The following is an 18,470-nucleotide window of genomic DNA, read 5'->3' as shown; positions in this document are numbered from 1 at the left end:
CCCGTCCACGCCAGAGCGGACTGACGGCGAGGGGCATCATTCCTACGATGAGGCACGTTGCGGAGAGCTCTCTTCGCACGTAAAAAATCACAGGAGACTCCATGAAACGCCTCACGCGTCGCACACTGATTGAAGGGTTCGCTGCTTTTAGTGCCGGCACAATCCTTCCCGCTGCAGCCCAACAAAATAGGCCAATTAGACTGCTTGTTGGCTTTCCGCCCGGAACGGCGCCAGATACGGTGGCCCGCATCGTGACTCACAAAATGAGCGAAAACATGGGGCAACAGTTCGTTGTCGAAAACGTGGCTGGTGCAGGAGGGATGATTGCTGCCGCGCAGGCGGCGAAGGCAGCTCCCGATGGAAACACGCTGTTCATGAACACCGTTTCCGACATGAGTATTGCGCCCCATATCTACAGCAAGTTGAACTACAGCCCGAAAGACTTTGCTCTTATTAGTCACCTCGTCTACACCGACTTTATCCTGGTAGTCCCGCCTTCTGTGCAAGCGAAGTCAGTGGCCGAATACATCGCTTGGGCCAAGAAGCAAACGCCAATGTTTATGGCGACCTTTGGACCTGGGTCACCTGCACACTTTGGTATCGCCATGTTCGCCAATTCCATTGGTCTGAAGGTCGAGCCAGTGCATTACAAGACTACGGCCGACGCGATGACTGGAGTGCTTAGCGGCGCGGTGCCAGGTCTGTTCGTCACAGCATCACTGGGTGTGCAGTATGTGAAGGACGGAAAGCTGCGAGCGCTAGCAGTTACGTCGCCTTCTCGGCTGGCACAACTGTCTGACGTACCTTCCTTCGCCGAACTCGGTTTCCCCCAAGCTGTTTTTGCAGCTTGGTTTGGTCTAGCCGCACCCTCGGCGACACCGACGTCCGTGCTCGAACGAATTTCTGTTGAAGCTCGCAAAGCGTTGCAGAACGCCGATGTGCGTCAAAAGCTTGAGGCCGCAGGCTTTCGCATCAGCGGGACAAGTAAGGACGAATTTTCGGTCATTGCCCAGAAAGAGTATTCCAGCTGGGGCGACGCAGCGCGCTCCACAGGCTTCCGCGCAGATTAAGTGACCAAGACGATTTGAACCACTATGAGCAATTCACGTTTTCGTCCCGTCCGGACGCTCTCTGACGTTCACGCAATCGAAGCACAGCCGTACGAGCACTTTATGCCTTGGAATGGCCTCTACGAGGCACTTTGTTCAAGTGCTGAGCGATATGGGCATCACCCTGCAATGACTCTACTTGCTGATGACGCTAGCGAGGTAGCCATGTCTTGGAGCTACGCGCAGTTACTTGAGAAAGTGTCTCGCACTGGCAATGCCTTTCGGGCGCTAGCCAAAGGCGCCACTTCTCGAGTTGCCATGTTGTTGCCGGCCATTCCGCAAGCGTATGCCACCTTGTGGGGCGCAGCCTCGGTCGGAACTATCTGCCCCATAAATTACCTACTGCGAAAGGAACACATTGCAGAGCTCCTTCAAGTCGCAGACTGCAATGTCATCGTGGCACTGGGTGTCCATGACCAACTCGACATCAGTAGTAAGGTTCTTGAAGTTTGCCAGGCGTGCCCAAGTATTCAGGAGGTCGTTTGGGTTGGTAGTGTTCCTGAGGGTGCACCAGGCATATCGTTTGATGCGCTGACATCGTCTCAGTCGAGTGTCTTGACTGGTGCATCCTCAGGCGAAGACATTGCTGCACTGTTTCACACCGGCGGCACTACGGGTAGTCCCAAGCTGGCTCAGCATACACACCGCAATCAGCTGCACGCAGCAGCGGGTGCCGCGGGGCACTATGCATTGACATCTTCAGATTGCATCGTCAATGGGATGCCTCTTTTTCACGTGGCAGGAACTATTGTTTTCGGTCTGTCCACTATTTTGACCGGGGGGCACATCGTGTTGCCGACGGCTTTGGGTATGCGCAATCCAGTTGTGGTTCAGAACTACTGGGCTACAGTGGCAAAGACGAAAGCGAGTCTCATCACAGCCACGCCTACCGGCATCGCTACTCTCTTATCTGCATCTCGCAAGGCAGGCGATACAACAGGTGTGCGAGCGCTCCTAACAGGCGGTGCGCCTCTGCCTCCGGAGCTAGCACTTGAATTCGAACGTGAAACTGCCATCCCAGTGCGAAACACATTTGGCATGACCGAATGCTGCGGCGTGGTGAGTATTGAACCTGTCTTGGCACCGCGAAAAAGTGTCTCTTGCGGTCTCCGAATTCCGTTTACTGAGGTACAGATTGCCACCATGAATGGAGTGCCTGTTGCTGAAGGGGCCTCCGGCATCATGCGGTTGCGTGGCCCGAACGTTAGTCCTGGTTACACAGACATGGTTCGTGACTCTGGAACATTCGAGGGCGGTTGGCTTGTCTCGGGCGACCTTGCCCGCATACGCGATGACTGCATTGAGGTAACTGGACGCTCCAAAGACGTCATCATTCGCAACACACACAATATCGACCCTCAGCAAATCGAAGAGGCCTTGCTCAAGCATCCAGGAGTGCTGATGGCGGCTGCAGTGGGCCAGCCTGATGAGTATGCTGGTGAGTTGCCAGTGGCATTTGTTGTTGCGAAGCCGGGCTTTGTTTTGAACTCAGAGGAACTCCTGGCTTTCTCCAGTATGAACATCGCTGAACGCCCAGCGCAGCCCAAGCGCATTGACGTTATTGAAGCGTTGCCTCAGACGGCAGTTGGAAAAATCTACAAACCAGCACTGCGACGCATTGCTCTCGAGCGCTCCATTCAGGAGCGGCTAGTGGACGCAGGCCTAGCCTCTGACTTTTCTGTGAACGCGCGAGATGAGGCTCATGGCCTGTGTGTGGACTTTGTTCTCTCTCGTGGACCGCTATCGCCTTTGACGCAGGAGCGGCTCAAAGCATTGATGCGCTGCTTCTCATATGAATGGAGTATCTCGTCCACAGCGCCTAGTACTCAGTGACGGATAGATAGCCCGAGCCGGACATTGCCAAGAAGGGAGCTATGAGCGACTGCGCCGCAAATCGCCATAAAGCCTACGTTCTAGGGCTAGCCACCGGTCCGTTGCATCATTGAAGAGGGACATCATCTGCTTGCGAAGCCAGATGTGGCGAGAGTCATGATGGTTTCTGCGATGCCAGTGCTGTGTCACGCTGAAAAGTGGAGGCTTCATGGGAAGCGGAACAAGCTCAACCGCTCCGAGTTCTGCAAAGTATGCACCGGTTGCCAGCGGCACCACCGCCATCAGGTCCGTTTCTGCAACGATGGAGGGCAATGTCAAGTGATGAGGCGTCCGCGCGACGACCTCACGCTTGATTCTTTTTGTCTCTAGAAAGCGCTCGAAGAAGTCATTGGTTCGCGATGGGGACATTACTGCAGCATGTCCCAAGCTTGAGAAAGTTCCGATAGTAAAGGGCGAGGCAAGAGCTGGATGTCCTAGCCTGACCATACCAACATAGGTGTGGCTGTAGAGGCGCTGCTGGTAGAAAGCATTACTCCCAATTTCAGGGAAGTAGCCAACCGCGAGGTCAACTCGTCCAGCCTCCATCTCGACGAGCAGTTCTTCTTTTCTATGGGCGCCACTTTGCAGAGTGACCTTCGGTGCAGTCATGCGCAGGGTCGCCAACAGCGTTGGGAGAAATACAACCTCCGCGACGTCAGCCATTGATAGCGAGAAGTGTGCAGACTCCACTGAGGGGTTAAACATCTCCTCATCCAAAACACCAGTCTTGACGCGCGAGAGGATATCTCGTGCGTTTTCTGCCATTTTTGCGGCGCGAGGCGTCGCTTCCATGCCGTTGGTGGTGCGTACGAAAAGAGGGTTCCCGAACCTTTGGCGCAGCTTGGCTAGAGATGAACTCACACCAGATTGGCTCATATCGAGAATTTCCGCAGCACGCGTCACACTGCGCGTCTCATCGAGTGCCACGATGAGCTTTAGCGTGTTGAGGTCAAAATCTAGGTCAATCGATTCCACAGATGCTGTTATGCACAAGCATCGTCTAGGGCGATAGGGGAGTTTCCCGCGTCATTGCCGTAAAAGGCCAGGCTCCGTCGGATGAGCCTATCAATCGCGAACTCCAGAGCGGCCCTGGGTAGACCCACACCATTCATGCCCTCGCGCGAAGCTGTAGGGGAGTCAATGCATGCCGAATACCCAGGCGCCATGCCGTCAAAAGCTAACGGCGAGTACCAAGTTCAATGAGCAATTTGCATCGTCGCTCGATGCGCTGAGATTCCCGCCATGGCGCCGTCTGCAGCTGCAAGCACCACATTGCCCGCCGCCCGGGCCGCATCACCACAGGCGAACACATTGGCGACGGTGGTCTGCTGCATGCTATCGACCTTGATGAAGGCGCCCATCGGGCCGTCCACCAATTCGCAACCAAGTTCCTCCGCCAGTGGGCTTGCCAGATGCGTGCGCGGCTGCGTGAACAGGCCGTTCAGGCGCACTGTTCTTCCGTCCGTCAGCACCACGTCTGCAACGCCGTCGATGCGCGCGACGGGTGTGACCTCTACTGTGGTGCCACGTTGCTTGAACAGCGCCAGTTCTTCTTCGGAAGGCTGGTACGCACCATTCAGAAACAGAGTCGGGCGTCCCCAGTCGGGCAACATGACCGCGTGGTGCTGTGCAAGAGCCGATGTCGCGATGATGCCGATGGGACCGGCGTCGAGTTCGTACCCATGGCAGTAGGGGCAATGGAAGATGCTCCGCCCCCAGCGTTCTGCCAGGCCTGGAACGGGCGGCAGTTCATCGCGAACGCCCAAGGCAAGAACCACCCGTGCTGCCTCGACTTGCTGTGCCGCTACTGAGAACCGGAAACGTCCGTCGTCCAGCCGGCGGGCACCTTCGGCGGTGCCGTCCAACCAACGCACCGTGGGGTAACGTAGCAATTGCTGCCGCGCATTCGCCGCGATGACGGCAGGCGCGACGCCGTCCTGCGACAGATAGCCATGCGAGGTCTCGCCGGCCGCATCCACGAAACGATTGCGCCGTGCGCCGGCGTCGACGACGGTCACATCCCGGCGGGCCCGGGCTAATTGCAGCGCGGCCGAAAGACCGGCATAGCAGCCCCCGATGACAAGAAATTCAGTGCGGTGCATGGTGGCCCTCCAGGAGATAGTGGGTGTGCAAGCCGGCCGCTGTAGTCGATTTGAATCGCGCATAGACACGGCTGTACAGCGCTTCCAAGGTGATGCGGCCAAACTGCTCCAGCAATGCCGCTTCGGCCTGCTGCATCGAGGTCTGCAAAGACTCGTTGACAACTTGGGCCACCAGGCACTCAGGCCGGTCCTCGCGAAATCCAAGCGATACCAGAGGCGGTGCTCCGAGGGCAAGGTGAACATCGCGCAGCGTGACCTGGCCCAACGACGCATCCATCCGCCATCCACCGCCGTGCCCCTTGCCCGACGAGACCAAGCCGGCATCGCGCAGGCCGCCCATTAGCCGTCGCAGAACGACCGGGTTGGTTGCAAGTCCTACGGCCAGTGCATCTGAGGTGATGGCCGTTTCGCTCTGCGCCAGATGAAGAAGGACGTGCAGTGCGTCGGAAAGTTGGCTTGAAATCATGCAACAATCATAGTTGCATGAAATGCCCTTATCAAGCGAATGCCTTGCTAGTCGTTTTTAGCGATGGGCTTTTACGCCTTGCTGGGTGCCTCAGATGGATACGCAGTTGGGTTCCTACTGTGGGTTACCGGGCTTCTAGGTCGCAGTAAATGACGCTCGGGCGCTGCTGCAGAGTCACTGCGCTTGGCGTTTACTCTCCCAACCCCATTTCGCGAAGATGCGTCGACCCTCATCGGACTTCAAGAAGTCTATGAATCCTTGGGCCGCGGGGGACTCCTCCCCTTTGTGCGTCAGCACAATTCCGGTATTTCGGTAGATGCGGTAGGGTTCCTCCACTGGCACTTGGTCGGCTAGTGAGGGGTTGGAGACCTGCCAGATGTTCCAGATGAGCCAAGCATCAATGTCTTTTCGCTCTATCCACTGTTTGCGGGCAGCCGCGCTGTTGTCCGCCTCGGGTAGTACAAGGTTTAGGCGGAACGCCTTCAAAGTTTCAATGTCGCCGGTTCTGCCAGCGACATCTTCCCAAAGACCTGTTTGGCCTGCGCCTGCAACAGCCATGACCTTTATGCCGGGACGCAGCAAGTCCTTAAAGCCCTGAATCTTCTTTGGATTGCCTGGCCGCACAAGAATTGCCGCGGGCCTTAGATATAGCGGCTCCGCTTTGCGTAGGTCAAATGCACCCGGCATTGCCTTGTCAAAGGCGCTCATCATGTTTTCAGCACCGCTGAAGATGATGTCAGCGTCGCCGCGAGCTTTCTCGGACCATTGAGGGGTAGGCCCTGCTGTTACTTGTACGGAAACGCCACGATTTTTCCCATATCGCTCTGCCGCTTCCTTCATTGCAGGTGCAGGCCCGCCAGGGCCATAAACGTAGACGAATTCCGGTTCAATCGCGTTGGCTTGTATAGAGATGGAAAGAGCTAGCGTGGCTGCAATCTGAGGAAGAAGTGACTTGAGCTGAACCATGAATGTTCCTGTGCCAAATGACAGAACCGAGTCACTCCGATGGAGCGCTCCTCTGACATGAGGTGAACACTCTGAAACCTTGCTTTATTCCTTCGTGTGCTGATTTGTTTCTGATAACGCATCTGTAGCGCGGACTGACTATTTGATTGCACGTGCAAGTAGCTCCTTGAATCTGACTTGCAGTGGCAGCACCTTCATGCTGGGTTCAGGCCTCAGATAGGGATAGCTTGAACAATTCGTCTGAGTGACATGCGATGTCGAACTCTCACAAGTGGCCTATGCGCTCAACACTCGAACTAGCGGACTCCCTTCGGCTAACTCGTTTGGCCGCAGCTTCAGCACGTTTTTGAATCTTCGTCTCCGAGGTGGGACAGTCTCTGCTTGCTTCGTCCTTCAGCCAAGCAAGGAATGACTTCAACCTTGGCTTTGAGATGCATTCTTCTCGGTATACGGCGTAGTACGACAATGGCGATAACACTGTCACGTCAGGCAAGAGCCGTATCAGCCTGCCGGACTTGACATCGTCACAGGCCATAACGCTTCGAGCCAGTGCGATGCCCTGGCCGTTCACTGCTGCCTGTAGGACAGCAGCCGAGTTATTGATGCGGTGCCCACGGTTAAGGGGCGCCTTCAGTACTCCCACATGATTGAACCAGGTCTCCCAAGTCACGTAGCCAGAATTGCTGTCTCCGGTCATGTCATGGATGAGGGTGTGCATTAAAAGGTCGGATGGCTCGCGAATGTCTAGTTGCTTGTACATGTCGGGTGAGCAAACAGGGAATACCGCTTCCTCCATCAATTTTTCAGAGGCCAGGCCCGGCCAAATCCCTGCACCATAGCGAACACCGATATCAATGCGCTGGGCTACGAAATCAACAAATCGCTGATTCGTGTCCAGTAGCAGGTCTGTGTCCGGGTCCTGGGCAGAGAAGCTCTCGATTCGCGGCAGTAGCCACTTGGACGCGAAGGCAGGGCTGACCGTGAGAGTCAGCGTATTCTGAGATGCAGATTCCTTGAGCTTAGCCATGCCAACGCTGAGTCTGTCGAACCCCGCGCGGATATCCGGCAGCGCAGCCAATGCAGCGTCAGTTGGAACGATTCGCTGGCGCCCGCTCACGGTTCGGGTGAAGAGCTGAACCTCAAGCCAATCCTCCAGGCTTCGAACGAGCTGCCCCACTGCCGCTGAGCTGACATTGAGTTCCTTGCCTGCAGCAGAAAAGCTCTGATGACGAGCAGAGGCTTCAAAAGCCCTGAGGGCGTTGAGGAAGACGGGGGCGCTCATGGGAAAGAATTTCTTTAATGATTGCAAAGAATATCCCATTTGTCCCGGTTGCGTCGCTAGGGAAAAATCTTGGTCAAACAGCAACTGAAAGCAAGCCCTTGTTCGCGCTTGATGTGGCTTAGGTAGAGAAATTATTTCTTTGATGAAACGCCATTGATTTGGACGCAACCGATTCACAACGGCAGTAGCCATGGTTTATCTGCAAATCACCCTCAAGGTGGGGGCTCAGAACCGTGCAGCCGATGTGTACAGCTGCTGCCGTGAACCGCTCCTGAAAACTGTTTGGAGAGGCTGGTCCACGCAGCTGTTCATCCGACACGTAGACGTCCAGGTTCTGCAAAGCCTTGACAGCGGGGAGCATTCACAGACATACCTGACCAGCGAGCTATTTGATGTGGTCGTGGAACTTTCCTCATCGGTAGATGCCGCTCCTGATGTGCTCATTCTCGATGCCCACTCCGCGCTGTAAGCGACTGAACGACGTATCTGCTACCTCGTCCTGTCCATTTCTGTTTCGATAGTCCACTGACACATGCTAATTAATGCCGACTTTTCCGTACCAGCCCTCGTGACACCCGATGACTACCGATGGGTCGCTTCGCCTCAAGCTGGAGTGGAGCGTGTGATGTTAGACCGCGTCGGCGGAGAAATTGCACGGGCGACCAGCCTGGTCCGCTATGCCGAGGGGTCAATCTTCCCCACCCATCAACACCCAGGTGGCGAGGAAATTCTGGTTCTTGCTGGCACCTTCTCGGACGAGAACGGGGATTACCCCGCAGGTTGGTACCTCCGCAACCCGCCCACATCGACCCACCGACCGCATAGCACTTACGGTGCACTCATTTTTGTGAAGTTGCACCAAATGCTACCGACAGAAGACCGTACCGTCCGGGTTAATTCGATGGATGCAGCCAATTGGAACGTAACTGGTGGGCGAAATATTTGCCCGCTCTTTGAGGGTGGTTCTGAGCTGGTCTACCTCGAAAGGCTCGTCGATATGGCCGTACTAAAGATGCCATCCAAAGACGGCATTGAGGTCTTTGTGGTCTCTGGAATGGTGTCCATGGGCGAGAAGGCCTACAGCAAAGGCAGTTGGATTCGTCTTCCTGAAAACCATCACCAGGCAATTCACTCGATAGGCGCCGCCACAGTTTTTGTGAAGACCGGTCCTTTCCCGATGGCCGAATCCTTGGATGTGCACTGATGAACGAAGCTTCAATCGTCATCGTCGGTGCTGGCCTTAGCGGTCTATATGCGGCATATCTTCTCGAGAAACAGGGCATTCACGACTACGTAATTCTGGAGGCAAGGTCTCGTTTTGGGGGGCGATTGCTGTCTGAGAAATCGGGTGATGCACGCTTTGACCTTGGTGCCACATGGTACTGGCCAGAGGTCCAGCCCAAGCTTGATAGCGTTGTCAGAGAGCTGCGTCTGCGCACTTTCCTGCAGTATGAATCTGGGATGGTTTTGGTCGAGCAGATGCCTGCTGCACCAGCTCGTCGGTTCAACAAAGTGCAGTCTGAATCACTACGGGCATTGCGCATTGAAGGCGGGATGGCTTCGATAGTTGAGCGTCTGGCCGAGCACATACCACCGGAAAAGATACTGACATCTCACTGCGTGCTACGCATCGACCAAGCGGAGCAATCCACCGCACTTGTCGAAGCCATGACGCCTGACGAAGTGGTGTACCGGGTAAGGACCAAGTACGTGCTCCTGGCGGTACCTCCGCGCATAGTCGTTGACCGTATCGCGTTTCAGCCTCCCTTGCCAGCGAGCTTGGCGCGCGACTGGGCCGATTGCCCCACTTGGATGGCGCCTCACGCGAAATATGTCGCTGTTTACCCGCGGCCTTTCTGGCGTGAACAAGGCTTATCTGGCAGCGGGCGTAGCTATAGCGGGCCCATGGTTGAGATTCACGATGCCTCGCCAGAGGATGGGCTCGGTGGAGTCTTTGGGTTTATCGGCATCCCGGCTTCGACACGTCTGAACGTGTCGCCTGAAGAGCTGATTGGATTGTGCCGAGCACAGATGGCTCGTCTATTTGGCATTGAAGCCCTCACGCCTTCCGCCGATTGGTTGAAGGATTGGTCGCAGGACGAATTCACTGCCACCACGGCCGACATAAGTCTCGGTGGTGGACATGCCAATGCTCCAGCAACTTCGCCGAGAAATGACAGTTGGGAAGGCCGAATCTCGGGTATCGCGAGTGAATGGTCTCCAGATTACCCAGGCTATGTCGCGGGAGCGATAGATGCTGCAACCCGTGGGCTGGCTGGCCTGCTGGCAACGCAATGAGCAGTAGTTAATGCCAAGTTCTGAATTGCAAGGAAAGCCCCAAATGAAAGCCACTTACAAGGCGTTCCAAGTCACCAAACCTGGTGTGCTGGAGCTTGTCGAACGCGTACGCCCTGTGCCCGGCTCGGGTGAGGTTCTTCTCGAACTGGAGGTGTGCGGAATCTGTGGTGCGGACGCGGCGGACATCAATGCCAAACGCGAAGTACCGCGGGTGCCTGGTCACGAGGTCATCGGGCGTATCGTCGAAGTCGGCGTAGCTGTCCCGACCATATGGCGGGTAGGCATGCGTGTTGGTGTTGGGCGTCTGGGCGGCCATTGCAACGAGTGCAGCATGTGCCGGCAGGGCCTGTTCCAGCTTTGCCGCAATCAGCAGTCTGTAGGCAGCAGTTGTGATGGTGGGTATGCCGAGATGATGCTTGCCCGAGCAACGGGATTGGTCGCCATTCCTGATGCTCTTAATTCAATCGAAGCGGCGCCATTGCTGTGCGCGGGTCTGGCAACCTTCAATGCTATGCGCAAGTCTGGAGCGCAGGCCGGAGACCTGGTGGCCATCCAAGGCGTTGGCGGGCTAGGTCATCTCGCACTTCAGTACGCGCGAAAGATGGGCTTCAAGGTCGTGGCCGTCGGCCGCGGCGATGACATCGCTGCGGAAGTGAAGGTGCTAGGTGCCCATCACTACATCAACACCAATACAGAGGACCCGGTGGAGTCTCTTCAGGTTATGGGTGGGGCGCAGCTCATATTGACCACCATCACAGATAGCGTTGCAGCCTCAAAGCTCGTATCAGCCCTGGCGCCGCAAGGAAAGCTCCTTGTTGTCGGTGTGGGTCGAGAGCCACTCACGCTTTCCTCTGGTTTCCTTGTCGCAGGTGAGCGAGTCATCGAAGGCTCCATCACCGGCACCCCCTATGACTCTGAGCGAACACTCGACTTCAGTGTGCTCGCTGACGTCCGCCCTTTGATTGAAACCATGCCGCTGGAGCGCGCCCCTGAAGCGTTTGACCGCATGGCATCAGGCCAAGCGAAGTTCCGCATGGTTCTCACCATGGGCCGCTAAGAGAGAAATATGAAGATAAATAGCTCTGTCATCCGTCTCGCGATTGCCCAGGCTCTTTCAGGAGCCAACTCCACGGTCGTGTATTCCACCGGTGCAATCATCGGCCACTTACTCGCACCCCGTCCCGAGCTCGCCACGCTGCCCATCACTATGTTCGTTGTAGGCATGGCCCTAGCGACACTGCCAGCAGGTCAGATTGCCAGACGATATGGTCGTGCGCGAGCGTTTCAGCTTGGCAATCTATGTGGCGTGCTTATGGGCCTGATAGGGGCTCTTGGCATCATTGAGAGCTCCTTCGCACTCTTCTGTTTGGCAACGGTCTTTGGCGGCGCCTATGCCGCAGTGGTGCTGACTTTCCGGTTTGCCGCGGCTGAATGTGTGACGCCGGAGGAGAAGCCTAAGGCATTGTCGACTGTGCTCGCCGGTGGCGTCCTCGCGGGTGTCGTGGGGCCACAAATCGTCAATTCGACGATGAACTCCTGGCCGCCTCATGCCTATAGCTTGACCTACATCTGCTCTGCCATCGTTGCTGTCTTGTCGGCTATGGTCCTCAGTGGTGTGAGTTTCGCGGAAGCCAGACCTAGCAGTACCGCGGTAGTTACTCGTCCGCTCGGCCCCATCCTGAGACAACCGCGCTTCATCGTGGCCTTGATGTGTGGAACGGTCAGCTATCTGCTGATGAACTTTATGATGACGAGCGCGCCCTTGGCAATGGAGCTGTGCAGCATCCCTCGGGCCTACTCGAACATCGGAATTGAGATGCATGTTATCGCGATGTACTTGCCGAGTTTTTTCACCGGAAGTCTTATCAAGCGATACGGTGAAACGAAAATCATCCTACTTGGCTTGGCCTTGACCGCACTTGCTGCTGCCACAGGCCTTGCTGGAGTGACGGTCCAGCACTTTTTGGTTGGCTTAGTACTGCTGGGTTTGGGTTGGAATTTTGGCTTTCTCGGGGCTTCCGCTTTGGTACTGAAGTGCCATGCACCGGAAGACGGGCCTCGTGTCCAGTCCGTCAACGACTTCGTGGTTTTTGGTGCTATGGCTGTCGGTTCCTTCGCATCAGGAAGCTTGTTGACTACTTATGGTTGGGAATGGGTTACAGGTCTGATGCTTCCGCCAGTCGCCATTGCTGCGCTGTCGCTGTTGTGGATGGGTAAGGACCGGAAACCAGGCGGTCGGCGCACAGTTGTTGGATAGGCTGGACGGGATACTTGAGAAAGCTATTTGCCGCACTGCATGAATAGGGTCAATGTAGGTGGGCTCAGTTTGGAAGCGCATGCATCACAAACCGAGTTTGACCATGCTTTTCTACGTTAGCTATTGTGGGTAGACGTAGCGTCCGATGAAGCCAAGGACGAGCTTGTTGTACTCCGAGGGCTTCTCAAAATAGGCGGAATGCCCGGCGTCCTTAATGACGGCCACCGTACTGCCTTTCACTAGTTCTGCGGCTTCGTGCATCGCCAAGACTGGGACTATGGGGTCCTCGCTGCCGACAACGAATAGCGTTGGGCACTTCACCTCAGCTAGCGCGTCCATCGGTAGCAGAGCGTCGGGCTTCATCATGTCGGCCAGCGCCTGACCCCATTGCTCAGGAGGAAGGCTGTGCGTACTCGGATTGAAGTGATTGATTTGGGCGTAGAGCGCCGCCTTTTCCGGCTCGTTCTCGAGAAACCAGCGACCGAGTGAGCGCTGCTCGACAGTGACAGCCTTTTGGGTGACTTGTCGGTCGCGAATCCTTTGCAGCATTCCTGGATGGTCAATCGACAGCGACGTGTCTGACGCAACAAAGCCCGCCACCAATGTGGGGTGTTCCAGAGCCAGGCGCAGGCCAATCATGCCTCCCAGTGACTGACCGACGATGGCTACACGCTCAATCTTCTCTTGCTCCAGAAGCCGCTGAACATCCTGCAGTAGCTGTGGCCACTGGAATTCTTTCAAAGGGGCCACGGAGCGGCCAAAGCAGCGGATATCTGCGGTGATGCAGGTGTATCGCTCGCTGAATGCCGGGAGCTGCTGCCACCATGTGGCTGCGTTGGAGCCTGCTCCGTGCAGAAAGAGCACGGCGGGGCCACTTCCGGCGCGCTCGTAGTAGATAGGGCGACCGTTCGAAACGACGAAAGACATTGCTAAATCCTCAGTTGGCTTTGATATTGAGTGAGTGCACCAGCTTTCCCCAGCGTTCGGTATCAGTGCGCACAAGCTGCGCATACTGCTCTGGAGGTCTCGATAGCGGTGTCAGGCCTTCAAACTCAAAAAGCTTGAGCATTGAAGGGTCAGCGAGTGCGGTATTCATCGCCGCATTCACCTTTTGAATGATGTTGGGGGGCGTTCCCTTTGGGGCGGACAGACCTACCCATGAGCTCATGGTGAGCTCCTTGAAGCCCAGCTCGGCAAACGTGGGCACCGCAGGCACTAGCGGGCTGCGTTGGGGACTTGATACAGCCAGGACTTTGAACTTGCCGCTTTGCACGTAAGTTATTGCAGCATTCGATGGAATGACGGTGACCGGCACAACTCCTGAGAGAACATCCTGCAGCGCCGGCGCTGCACCTCTGTAGGGGACGTGCGTCAGCTTGATTCCTGCTGCACGCTGTAACTGCTCCATGAGCAGATGTCCGGTGCTGCCGGCTCCGGAACTTGCGTAGTCGATTTTTCCGGGCGCTTGCTTGACCTTTACAACAAAGTCCTTGAAGTTGTCGATGCCAGCATCACTGCGCACCACCAACCACTGAAAGCCTTCGCCTATCAAACCAATATGCTCGAAGCTGGTCACGATGTCATAGGGCACGTTTTCGTACATGCTTTGGGAGACCGCAGTTTGAAGGCCAGTCATGGTCAGTGTGTAGCCGTCATGAGCGGCCGATGCTCCGGCTTGTGTTCCCACGATGTTTCCAGCACTAGCCCGGTTCTCTATGACGACGGGTTGCTTCAGCGTCTTGGCCAAGTGCTGCCCCAAAGGGCGGATGGTTCGGTCGTATGGACCGCCTGCTGGGGCCGGAACAATGATTCGAATGGGGCGTGTGGGCCAGTCAGTGGTTTGAGCATTGCCCGAGGTCAGGGCTGCACATGAAAGCACCGCGCATAGCAGTCGAGTCGGCTTGAACATTTGTCTCCTTTGTTTTCTGGACTTGCTGAAACGAGCTTCGGTAAGTCGTTGCTTGGCATTGCCGTACATGGGTAATGTTCATAGCCTTGCTCTTCGTCTCAAATCTCAAGTGCAAATCTTGGGTGGGCTGGCTTGTCGAGCAGCTCTGGATTCGGCTCTTGGTTGGCCGTTCTCAGAATTCTGAGCAGGTAGGTGGACAGCAACAAGTTAATATTCGGCTCATCCCATTAGGATGTCTAATACCTTGCAAGAATCTGCTACTGCGCTCTTAAACCGTCTCCTGGCTCGTGGGAAGTTCCGCCACTTGCAAGTGCTGTTGCGCTTGGGTGAGCTAGGAACCATTCAGCGGACGGCAGATGCCATCGGGCTTACACAATCTGCTGTCACCCAGACTCTTGCTTACCTGGAGGACTTGCTGGGAGTAAAGCTCTTTGAACGCCACGCGCGGGGAGTGCGCCCAACCCCGACCTGCCGCGAATTGCTTCCCGTTGTCCGCCGCTTAATGCTGGGTCTTTCTGAAGGAGCCGAGGCCATCGTGTCAGTGCGACAACGCAGCCTGGGTATCGTCCGCCTAATGGCATCGGCCACGGCGACGCATGGCTTGCTGACTGCGGCGCTGCCTGAATTCGCACGTCGATTTCCGAGCATCCAGGTTCAGCTAAGTGAAGGTGAAGGCGGGGACCAGCTGCTTGCCATCTCGCGAGCAGAGGTGGACTTGGTGATATGCCGCGAACCGGCGGTGATTCCCGAAGAGTGGGAGTTTCATCCTCTCATTGAGGACCGCTTCGCGATAGTTTGCAGGTCGACGCATCCTTTAGCGCACCGACGCCAAGTGCGCTGGACGGATTTGGAGCGCGCTTTGTGGCTGGCTCTGCCGGCAGGGCTCGGAGTGCGTACCAAGTTTGACGCACTGACCGAGCAGCATTTCAAAGTGTCTCCTGCTACCTTCCCTATCGTCACTCAGTCTCTTCCCGTCAACATGAGGCTGCTTGAAGAGTTCGATTTAGTGGCGATTCTTCCTTTGAACCTTGTTCGGCCGCAGCTCGAGTCGGGCGACTTGGTCGAGCTCAAAGTAAAGGAAAGCATGCCCATGAACCCAATCGGCTTGCTGCAGCCAAAGCTTCAGGAGAGCGAGGCTGCGCTACAACTCATGGAGTTCGTTAGGGCTTTCAGCCGCTAGGGGGCTTGTTATCCCGTTTGCGAAGTGGTGCATCGGCTATGTCAGTTGGCTGCGCACAACGAGCCCAGTATCGTCAAAGGCTCGCTGGCAGCCCGCTGGTTCACAACCTATCTTTAGGTGACACGGGATTAGGTGTTGTGTCATTCTGAATCTAGTCCTCCAATGGACTTCTATCGCGAGGCGCTACTCGGTGGCAGATATCACCAATAGGCATGGTCTTCGATTAGGTCGGATGCCTGCATCGGATGAACGAAAGCTGACGGGACTGTCTAGAGCTCTCGTGTGCGGACACTAGAAGCCGAAAATATGTCCTCTCTACCGTGTTTCGGCTCCAAATGTCTCCACGCTCAGCTAAGCATGCTTTCCCGCATCTTTTACCTTTGATATCGGGGTTGGCTATCACATTGGTCCTGTCCGGCTGTACGACTACATCCGTCGTTACATCGCACTCGGACCCGACGCTCCAGCGTCTTCTCGCGCGCTCATGTGCTCGAGCAGCATTTTCAGGCAGCGAGCAGCCTTCCGGCGCAGAAGAGCTTCCGACAGAGCATGGCCCTCGTCCTCAATCATCGAAGGTTCTATCGGAGAGAGCCTTGCGCATTGCGAGTGTTATGAGCGCTTCGGATGCATTGGAGCGCGTCGTTGCACTAAATACGGCCGCACGTGGTGGTGACAACAAGGCTCAGATGGAACTCTTGCTTGCTCGACAGGAGCTGACCGAGCGCACCATGTTGACAATGATGGACGTGTCGAGTGTTCTATCAGAGCTCCATTGTGAAAACGAGAAGGGTGACCTCATTCAGCGCCGCGTGGATGAGCATGTCGCTGACCAGCAGCGTAAATGGACCATCGCAGGCGTTGTAACTGGTGCTGTGACCTCTATCGCTTCAGGTGGCATGGGCTTGTCGCAACTCGATACGCAAGCAAACGTCGTCAATGTTTTAGGTGGAGCGCTGTCCACAGTGACTGGGTTGGGGGCTCTAGCTGATAGTGCATCTGTTTCCTATCGCCCCAACAACCAATTACTTGGTGATATCTACGCGAATCCCGAGAAGTCAAATGCCTATCCCTGGACGGTGTGGAAGTTCCTTACGCGTCGTCCGGATGGCGTAAGCGATGCTGCCGTACAAACAGCACGTGACGCACTCATCGACCAATGGCGTGATGCAGGGTTGCTTGGCAGGCCGGGCTCGGAAACTGAACTGCGCCGAATCGCGTTGGTTTCTGGGAAAGACGGAGTCTATAACTCAGAAGACTTGAGCGCACGCAACGAAATGCTGGACTTGTTGGAGGCAACGGTTTCCTCAATGAACCAAGACATCTCGTTTCTGCTCAATGAGCTGCAGCATGCTGGTTTGGTGAACCAAGGCAGCGTCGCGCCCGAGGCCAGGCGCTAGTCTAGTCAGTTGCTCCGGCTTGCTGCGCTACCAGGACGCTCCAAACGTGTCTTGTAGCTCCTGGAGGGATGCTGCGCTGAGTTCTGAAGGGGGGCATGGAGAGAGGCACATGAGCTTGGCCGTTTCCTCGAGCTCCTCGAGCGTCGCCATGGCCTGCGCAAGAGAGTTGTGCCATACGTTCGGCCCTAGTCTGTCCAGCATCACTGCTCGCAGGTTTAATCCTCTTTGAGCATATTGCGTGATTGCCGATGCGACGTCGTTTGCGGCCGACTCTGCTCCGGGCCGGTGATATCGAATCCATGGGACATGACCTACCTTCATGACAAAGTAGGGAGTTATTGGAGGAATTAGCTCAACGACTTCTGACCTATCTCGTTCGCGTCGTAGTGTCAGGGCCACAAGGTGTGTGCTGTGCGTATGTATGACGCACGTCGCGGCGTTCCCAGTCGCCGCAGTGGTTTCATAGATACGGCGATGCAATGCAATAGTCTTGCTTGCCCGGTCGCCTGCAACCTGTTGTCCATCACTGGTTAGAAGCGCAAGTTGTGATGGTTCGAGATAGCCAAGGCATGCATCGGTGGGAGTGATGAGAAAGCCGCCTCCTTGGTCTTCGTTCAGCCTGACGCTGATGTTTCCCGCAGTGGCATGGACGTAGCCTCGAGCAAAGAGGCTTGCACCGACACGGCAAATCTCGTCGCGCAGTTGCGATTCGGTCATATGAGGTTACCAACCTTGGTAATGCGGGCTGCATTCAAGTGCTGCCGCATGAAGTTGGAGGCTTCCATGCGCTCTCCGCGCACAAGAAGGTCGATGAGTTGCAAGTGCTCTTCACACTGGCGCTGCAACCGGCTGCTGTCGATGACCGTGCCGTATTCCTGCACCCGCCGCATGCGGTTCACATTTCGCAGCGAATCCAAGGCGAAATAATTACCGCAACCCGCTACGACCGTCTCGTGGAAGTGGGTTCCCGCATGAAAGAGCTGTTCGCGCGTGCACTTCTCAATACCGCCTTCCAGCAGCTTGATTTGCTCGCGCCGGCATATCTCAAGCTCGGCTAAGTTCACGGCGTATCCTGGTTCCAAGATGGCCAGCGGTTCTATCATCATCCGAAAGCGGTAGCTCTCGCGATGGGATTCCACGCTTGAGAGAATCGGTCTAAATGCCCAACCTCGCCCGGGCTTCCTTTCGACCAGTCCATCTTTGGACATCTCGTTGAGCACCCGCTGGACCTGGGGCCGTGCCAGCTCATACCGGGCCATGAGGTCCACCTCCGTGACCTCTGGGTCAATCTCCCCATTGATGCGGTCTTTCGCAATCCGCATATAGATGTCCTCGGCGGGCGCCGACGGTTGCAGTCCATTGAGGTCGCCCAACGTTTTCGCGTCCTCGGCCATTTGAAATCCGCGATTCGGGATGGATACCAGCACGCCTGCAGCCTCCAAGTACTGCAGTGCCTTCCTAACAGGTGAGCGGGAAACGCCCAGGGCGTCACATAGTGCCTGCTCGGTCAGCCGATAGCCCTTAGGCATATCCTCACGCTTTGCTCGTTCGAGAATCTGAACTGCCAGCTTCGGAACAAGTGCACTCACATTATCGGAATGTGGCGCGTTTGTGGCTGTGGCAGTCTTCATG

18 protein-coding genes are annotated in these 18,470 nt (G+C 56.1%); 9 read left to right on the top strand and 9 right to left on the bottom strand.

The window, feature by feature from the left end:
• The first annotated feature begins 101 nt into the window (after positions 1-101).
• Complete coding sequence (locus tag F3J24_RS04080) at positions 102-1,070, top strand: tripartite tricarboxylate transporter substrate binding protein (RefSeq protein ID WP_167002923.1); 969 nt, start codon at positions 102-104, stop codon at positions 1,068-1,070.
• A 24-nt stretch (positions 1,071-1,094) separates the two neighbouring features.
• Entirely contained in the window at positions 1,095-2,942 is a 1,848-nt protein-coding gene (locus F3J24_RS04075) for an AMP-binding protein (protein WP_167002921.1), read from the top strand.
• A gap of 39 nt (positions 2,943-2,981) precedes the next feature.
• On the opposite strand, the gene F3J24_RS04070 is transcribed toward F3J24_RS04075, so the two are convergent.
• The 5 genes from F3J24_RS04070 to F3J24_RS04050 all read right to left on the bottom strand — a co-directional run bounded on the left by F3J24_RS04070 (position 2,982) and on the right by F3J24_RS04050 (position 7,989).
• Complete coding sequence (locus F3J24_RS04070) at positions 2,982-3,956, bottom strand: LysR family transcriptional regulator (protein ID WP_167002919.1); 975 nt, start codon at positions 3,954-3,956, stop codon at positions 2,982-2,984.
• Between the two features lie 221 nt (positions 3,957-4,177).
• Positions 4,178-5,083, bottom strand: a complete 906-nt coding sequence (locus tag F3J24_RS04065; RefSeq protein ID WP_167002917.1) for an NAD(P)/FAD-dependent oxidoreductase — start codon at positions 5,081-5,083, stop codon at positions 4,178-4,180.
• Positions 5,070-5,549, bottom strand: a complete 480-nt coding sequence (locus tag F3J24_RS04060) for an Rrf2 family transcriptional regulator (protein WP_167002915.1) — start codon at positions 5,547-5,549, stop codon at positions 5,070-5,072. Before F3J24_RS04060 ends, F3J24_RS04065 begins: the two co-directional genes overlap by 14 nt.
• Positions 5,550-5,723: 174 nt before the next feature.
• Positions 5,724-6,515: a substrate-binding domain-containing protein gene (locus F3J24_RS04055; RefSeq protein ID WP_167002913.1), complete on the bottom strand. Its 792-nt coding sequence runs from the start codon at positions 6,513-6,515 to the stop codon at positions 5,724-5,726.
• A 265-nt stretch (positions 6,516-6,780) separates the two neighbouring features.
• A complete protein-coding gene (locus tag F3J24_RS04050; protein ID WP_370527713.1) occupies positions 6,781-7,989 on the bottom strand; it encodes a LysR substrate-binding domain-containing protein in 1,209 nt (402 codons plus the stop codon).
• Between F3J24_RS04050 and F3J24_RS04045 the strand changes: the two genes are divergently transcribed.
• The 5 genes from F3J24_RS04045 (at position 7,988) to F3J24_RS04025 (ending at position 12,352) form a co-directional block, all read left to right on the top strand.
• On the top strand, positions 7,988-8,266 hold the full coding sequence (locus F3J24_RS04045) for a hypothetical protein (protein WP_167002911.1): 279 nt from the start codon (positions 7,988-7,990) through the stop codon (positions 8,264-8,266). The genes F3J24_RS04050 and F3J24_RS04045 overlap by 2 nt on opposite strands.
• A 63-nt stretch (positions 8,267-8,329) precedes the next feature.
• A complete protein-coding gene (locus F3J24_RS04040) occupies positions 8,330-9,001 on the top strand; it encodes a cupin domain-containing protein (RefSeq protein ID WP_167002909.1) in 672 nt (223 codons plus the stop codon).
• Positions 9,001-10,095 (top strand): FAD-dependent oxidoreductase, encoded by a 1,095-nt coding sequence (locus F3J24_RS04035; protein WP_167002907.1) that lies wholly within the window; start codon positions 9,001-9,003, stop codon positions 10,093-10,095. The genes F3J24_RS04040 and F3J24_RS04035 overlap by 1 nt, the downstream gene beginning before the upstream one ends.
• 43 nt (positions 10,096-10,138) lie before the next feature.
• On the top strand, positions 10,139-11,152 hold the full coding sequence (locus F3J24_RS04030) for an alcohol dehydrogenase catalytic domain-containing protein (protein WP_167002905.1): 1,014 nt from the start codon (positions 10,139-10,141) through the stop codon (positions 11,150-11,152).
• A gap of 9 nt (positions 11,153-11,161) precedes the next feature.
• Complete coding sequence (locus tag F3J24_RS04025; protein ID WP_167002903.1) at positions 11,162-12,352, top strand: MFS transporter; 1,191 nt, start codon at positions 11,162-11,164, stop codon at positions 12,350-12,352.
• A gap of 120 nt (positions 12,353-12,472) precedes the next feature.
• Here F3J24_RS04025 and F3J24_RS04020 read toward each other — a convergent pair whose 3' ends face one another.
• Both F3J24_RS04020 and F3J24_RS04015 read right to left on the bottom strand, forming a co-directional pair.
• Positions 12,473-13,279, bottom strand: coding sequence for an alpha/beta fold hydrolase (locus F3J24_RS04020; protein ID WP_167002901.1), 807 nt, complete (start codon positions 13,277-13,279; stop codon positions 12,473-12,475).
• Between the two features lie 10 nt (positions 13,280-13,289).
• On the bottom strand, positions 13,290-14,330 hold the full coding sequence (locus F3J24_RS04015; RefSeq protein ID WP_205244595.1) for a tripartite tricarboxylate transporter substrate binding protein: 1,041 nt from the start codon (positions 14,328-14,330) through the stop codon (positions 13,290-13,292).
• Between the two features lie 235 nt (positions 14,331-14,565).
• On the opposite strand from F3J24_RS04015, the gene F3J24_RS04010 reads away from it, so the two are divergent.
• A complete protein-coding gene (locus tag F3J24_RS04010) occupies positions 14,566-15,441 on the top strand; it encodes a LysR family transcriptional regulator (protein ID WP_167002897.1) in 876 nt (291 codons plus the stop codon).
• A 611-nt stretch (positions 15,442-16,052) separates the two neighbouring features.
• Positions 16,053-16,838: a hypothetical protein gene (locus tag F3J24_RS04005; RefSeq protein ID WP_167002895.1), complete on the top strand. Its 786-nt coding sequence runs from the start codon at positions 16,053-16,055 to the stop codon at positions 16,836-16,838.
• 27 nt (positions 16,839-16,865) lie between these two features.
• Here the strand turns inward: F3J24_RS04005 and F3J24_RS04000 are convergent, their stop codons facing one another.
• The gene (locus F3J24_RS04000; protein ID WP_167002893.1) at positions 16,866-17,555 is read right to left on the bottom strand and encodes an aldolase; all 690 of its coding nucleotides are present in this window, start codon (positions 17,553-17,555) and stop codon (positions 16,866-16,868) included.
• Positions 17,552-18,469 (bottom strand): GntR family transcriptional regulator, encoded by a 918-nt coding sequence (locus F3J24_RS03995; RefSeq protein WP_167002891.1) that lies wholly within the window; start codon positions 18,467-18,469, stop codon positions 17,552-17,554. Before F3J24_RS03995 ends, F3J24_RS04000 begins: the two co-directional genes overlap by 4 nt.
• Between the last annotated feature and the right edge of the window lies 1 nt (position 18,470).

Source organism: Comamonas sp. Tr-654 (assembly GCF_011752915.1).
Lineage (GTDB): Bacteria > Pseudomonadota > Gammaproteobacteria > Burkholderiales > Burkholderiaceae_C > Comamonas.
The sequence above is the reverse complement of the archived record's forward strand: the minus strand, read 5'-3'. Positions and strand labels throughout refer to the sequence as shown.

Bases quoted from the DNA above. Each gene is read 5' to 3' on its own strand.
- F3J24_RS04005 (WP_167002895.1), top strand. From the start codon at position 16,053: ATGAGCGCTTCGGATGCATTGGAGCGCGTCGTTGCACTAAATACGGCC.
- F3J24_RS04060 (WP_167002915.1), bottom strand. From the start codon at position 5,549: ATGATTTCAAGCCAACTTTCCGACGCACTGCACGTCCTTCTTCATCTG.
- F3J24_RS04055 (WP_167002913.1), bottom strand. From the start codon at position 6,515: ATGGTTCAGCTCAAGTCACTTCTTCCTCAGATTGCAGCCACGCTAGCT.
- F3J24_RS04020 (WP_167002901.1), bottom strand. From the start codon at position 13,279: ATGTCTTTCGTCGTTTCGAACGGTCGCCCTATCTACTACGAGCGCGCC.
- F3J24_RS04080 (WP_167002923.1), top strand. From the start codon at position 102: ATGAAACGCCTCACGCGTCGCACACTGATTGAAGGGTTCGCTGCTTTT.
- F3J24_RS03995 (WP_167002891.1), bottom strand. From the start codon at position 18,469: ATGAAGACTGCCACAGCCACAAACGCGCCACATTCCGATAATGTGAGT.
- F3J24_RS04015 (WP_205244595.1), bottom strand. From the start codon at position 14,330: ATGTACGGCAATGCCAAGCAACGACTTACCGAAGCTCGTTTCAGCAAG.
- F3J24_RS04030 (WP_167002905.1), top strand. From the start codon at position 10,139: ATGAAAGCCACTTACAAGGCGTTCCAAGTCACCAAACCTGGTGTGCTG.
- F3J24_RS04050 (WP_370527713.1), bottom strand. From the start codon at position 7,989: ATGGCTACTGCCGTTGTGAATCGGTTGCGTCCAAATCAATGGCGTTTC.
- F3J24_RS04025 (WP_167002903.1), top strand. From the start codon at position 11,162: ATGAAGATAAATAGCTCTGTCATCCGTCTCGCGATTGCCCAGGCTCTT.
- F3J24_RS04040 (WP_167002909.1), top strand. From the start codon at position 8,330: ATGCTAATTAATGCCGACTTTTCCGTACCAGCCCTCGTGACACCCGAT.
- F3J24_RS04000 (WP_167002893.1), bottom strand. From the start codon at position 17,555: ATGACCGAATCGCAACTGCGCGACGAGATTTGCCGTGTCGGTGCAAGC.
- F3J24_RS04045 (WP_167002911.1), top strand. From the start codon at position 7,988: ATGGTTTATCTGCAAATCACCCTCAAGGTGGGGGCTCAGAACCGTGCA.
- F3J24_RS04065 (WP_167002917.1), bottom strand. From the start codon at position 5,083: ATGCACCGCACTGAATTTCTTGTCATCGGGGGCTGCTATGCCGGTCTT.
- F3J24_RS04035 (WP_167002907.1), top strand. From the start codon at position 9,001: ATGAACGAAGCTTCAATCGTCATCGTCGGTGCTGGCCTTAGCGGTCTA.
- F3J24_RS04075 (WP_167002921.1), top strand. From the start codon at position 1,095: ATGAGCAATTCACGTTTTCGTCCCGTCCGGACGCTCTCTGACGTTCAC.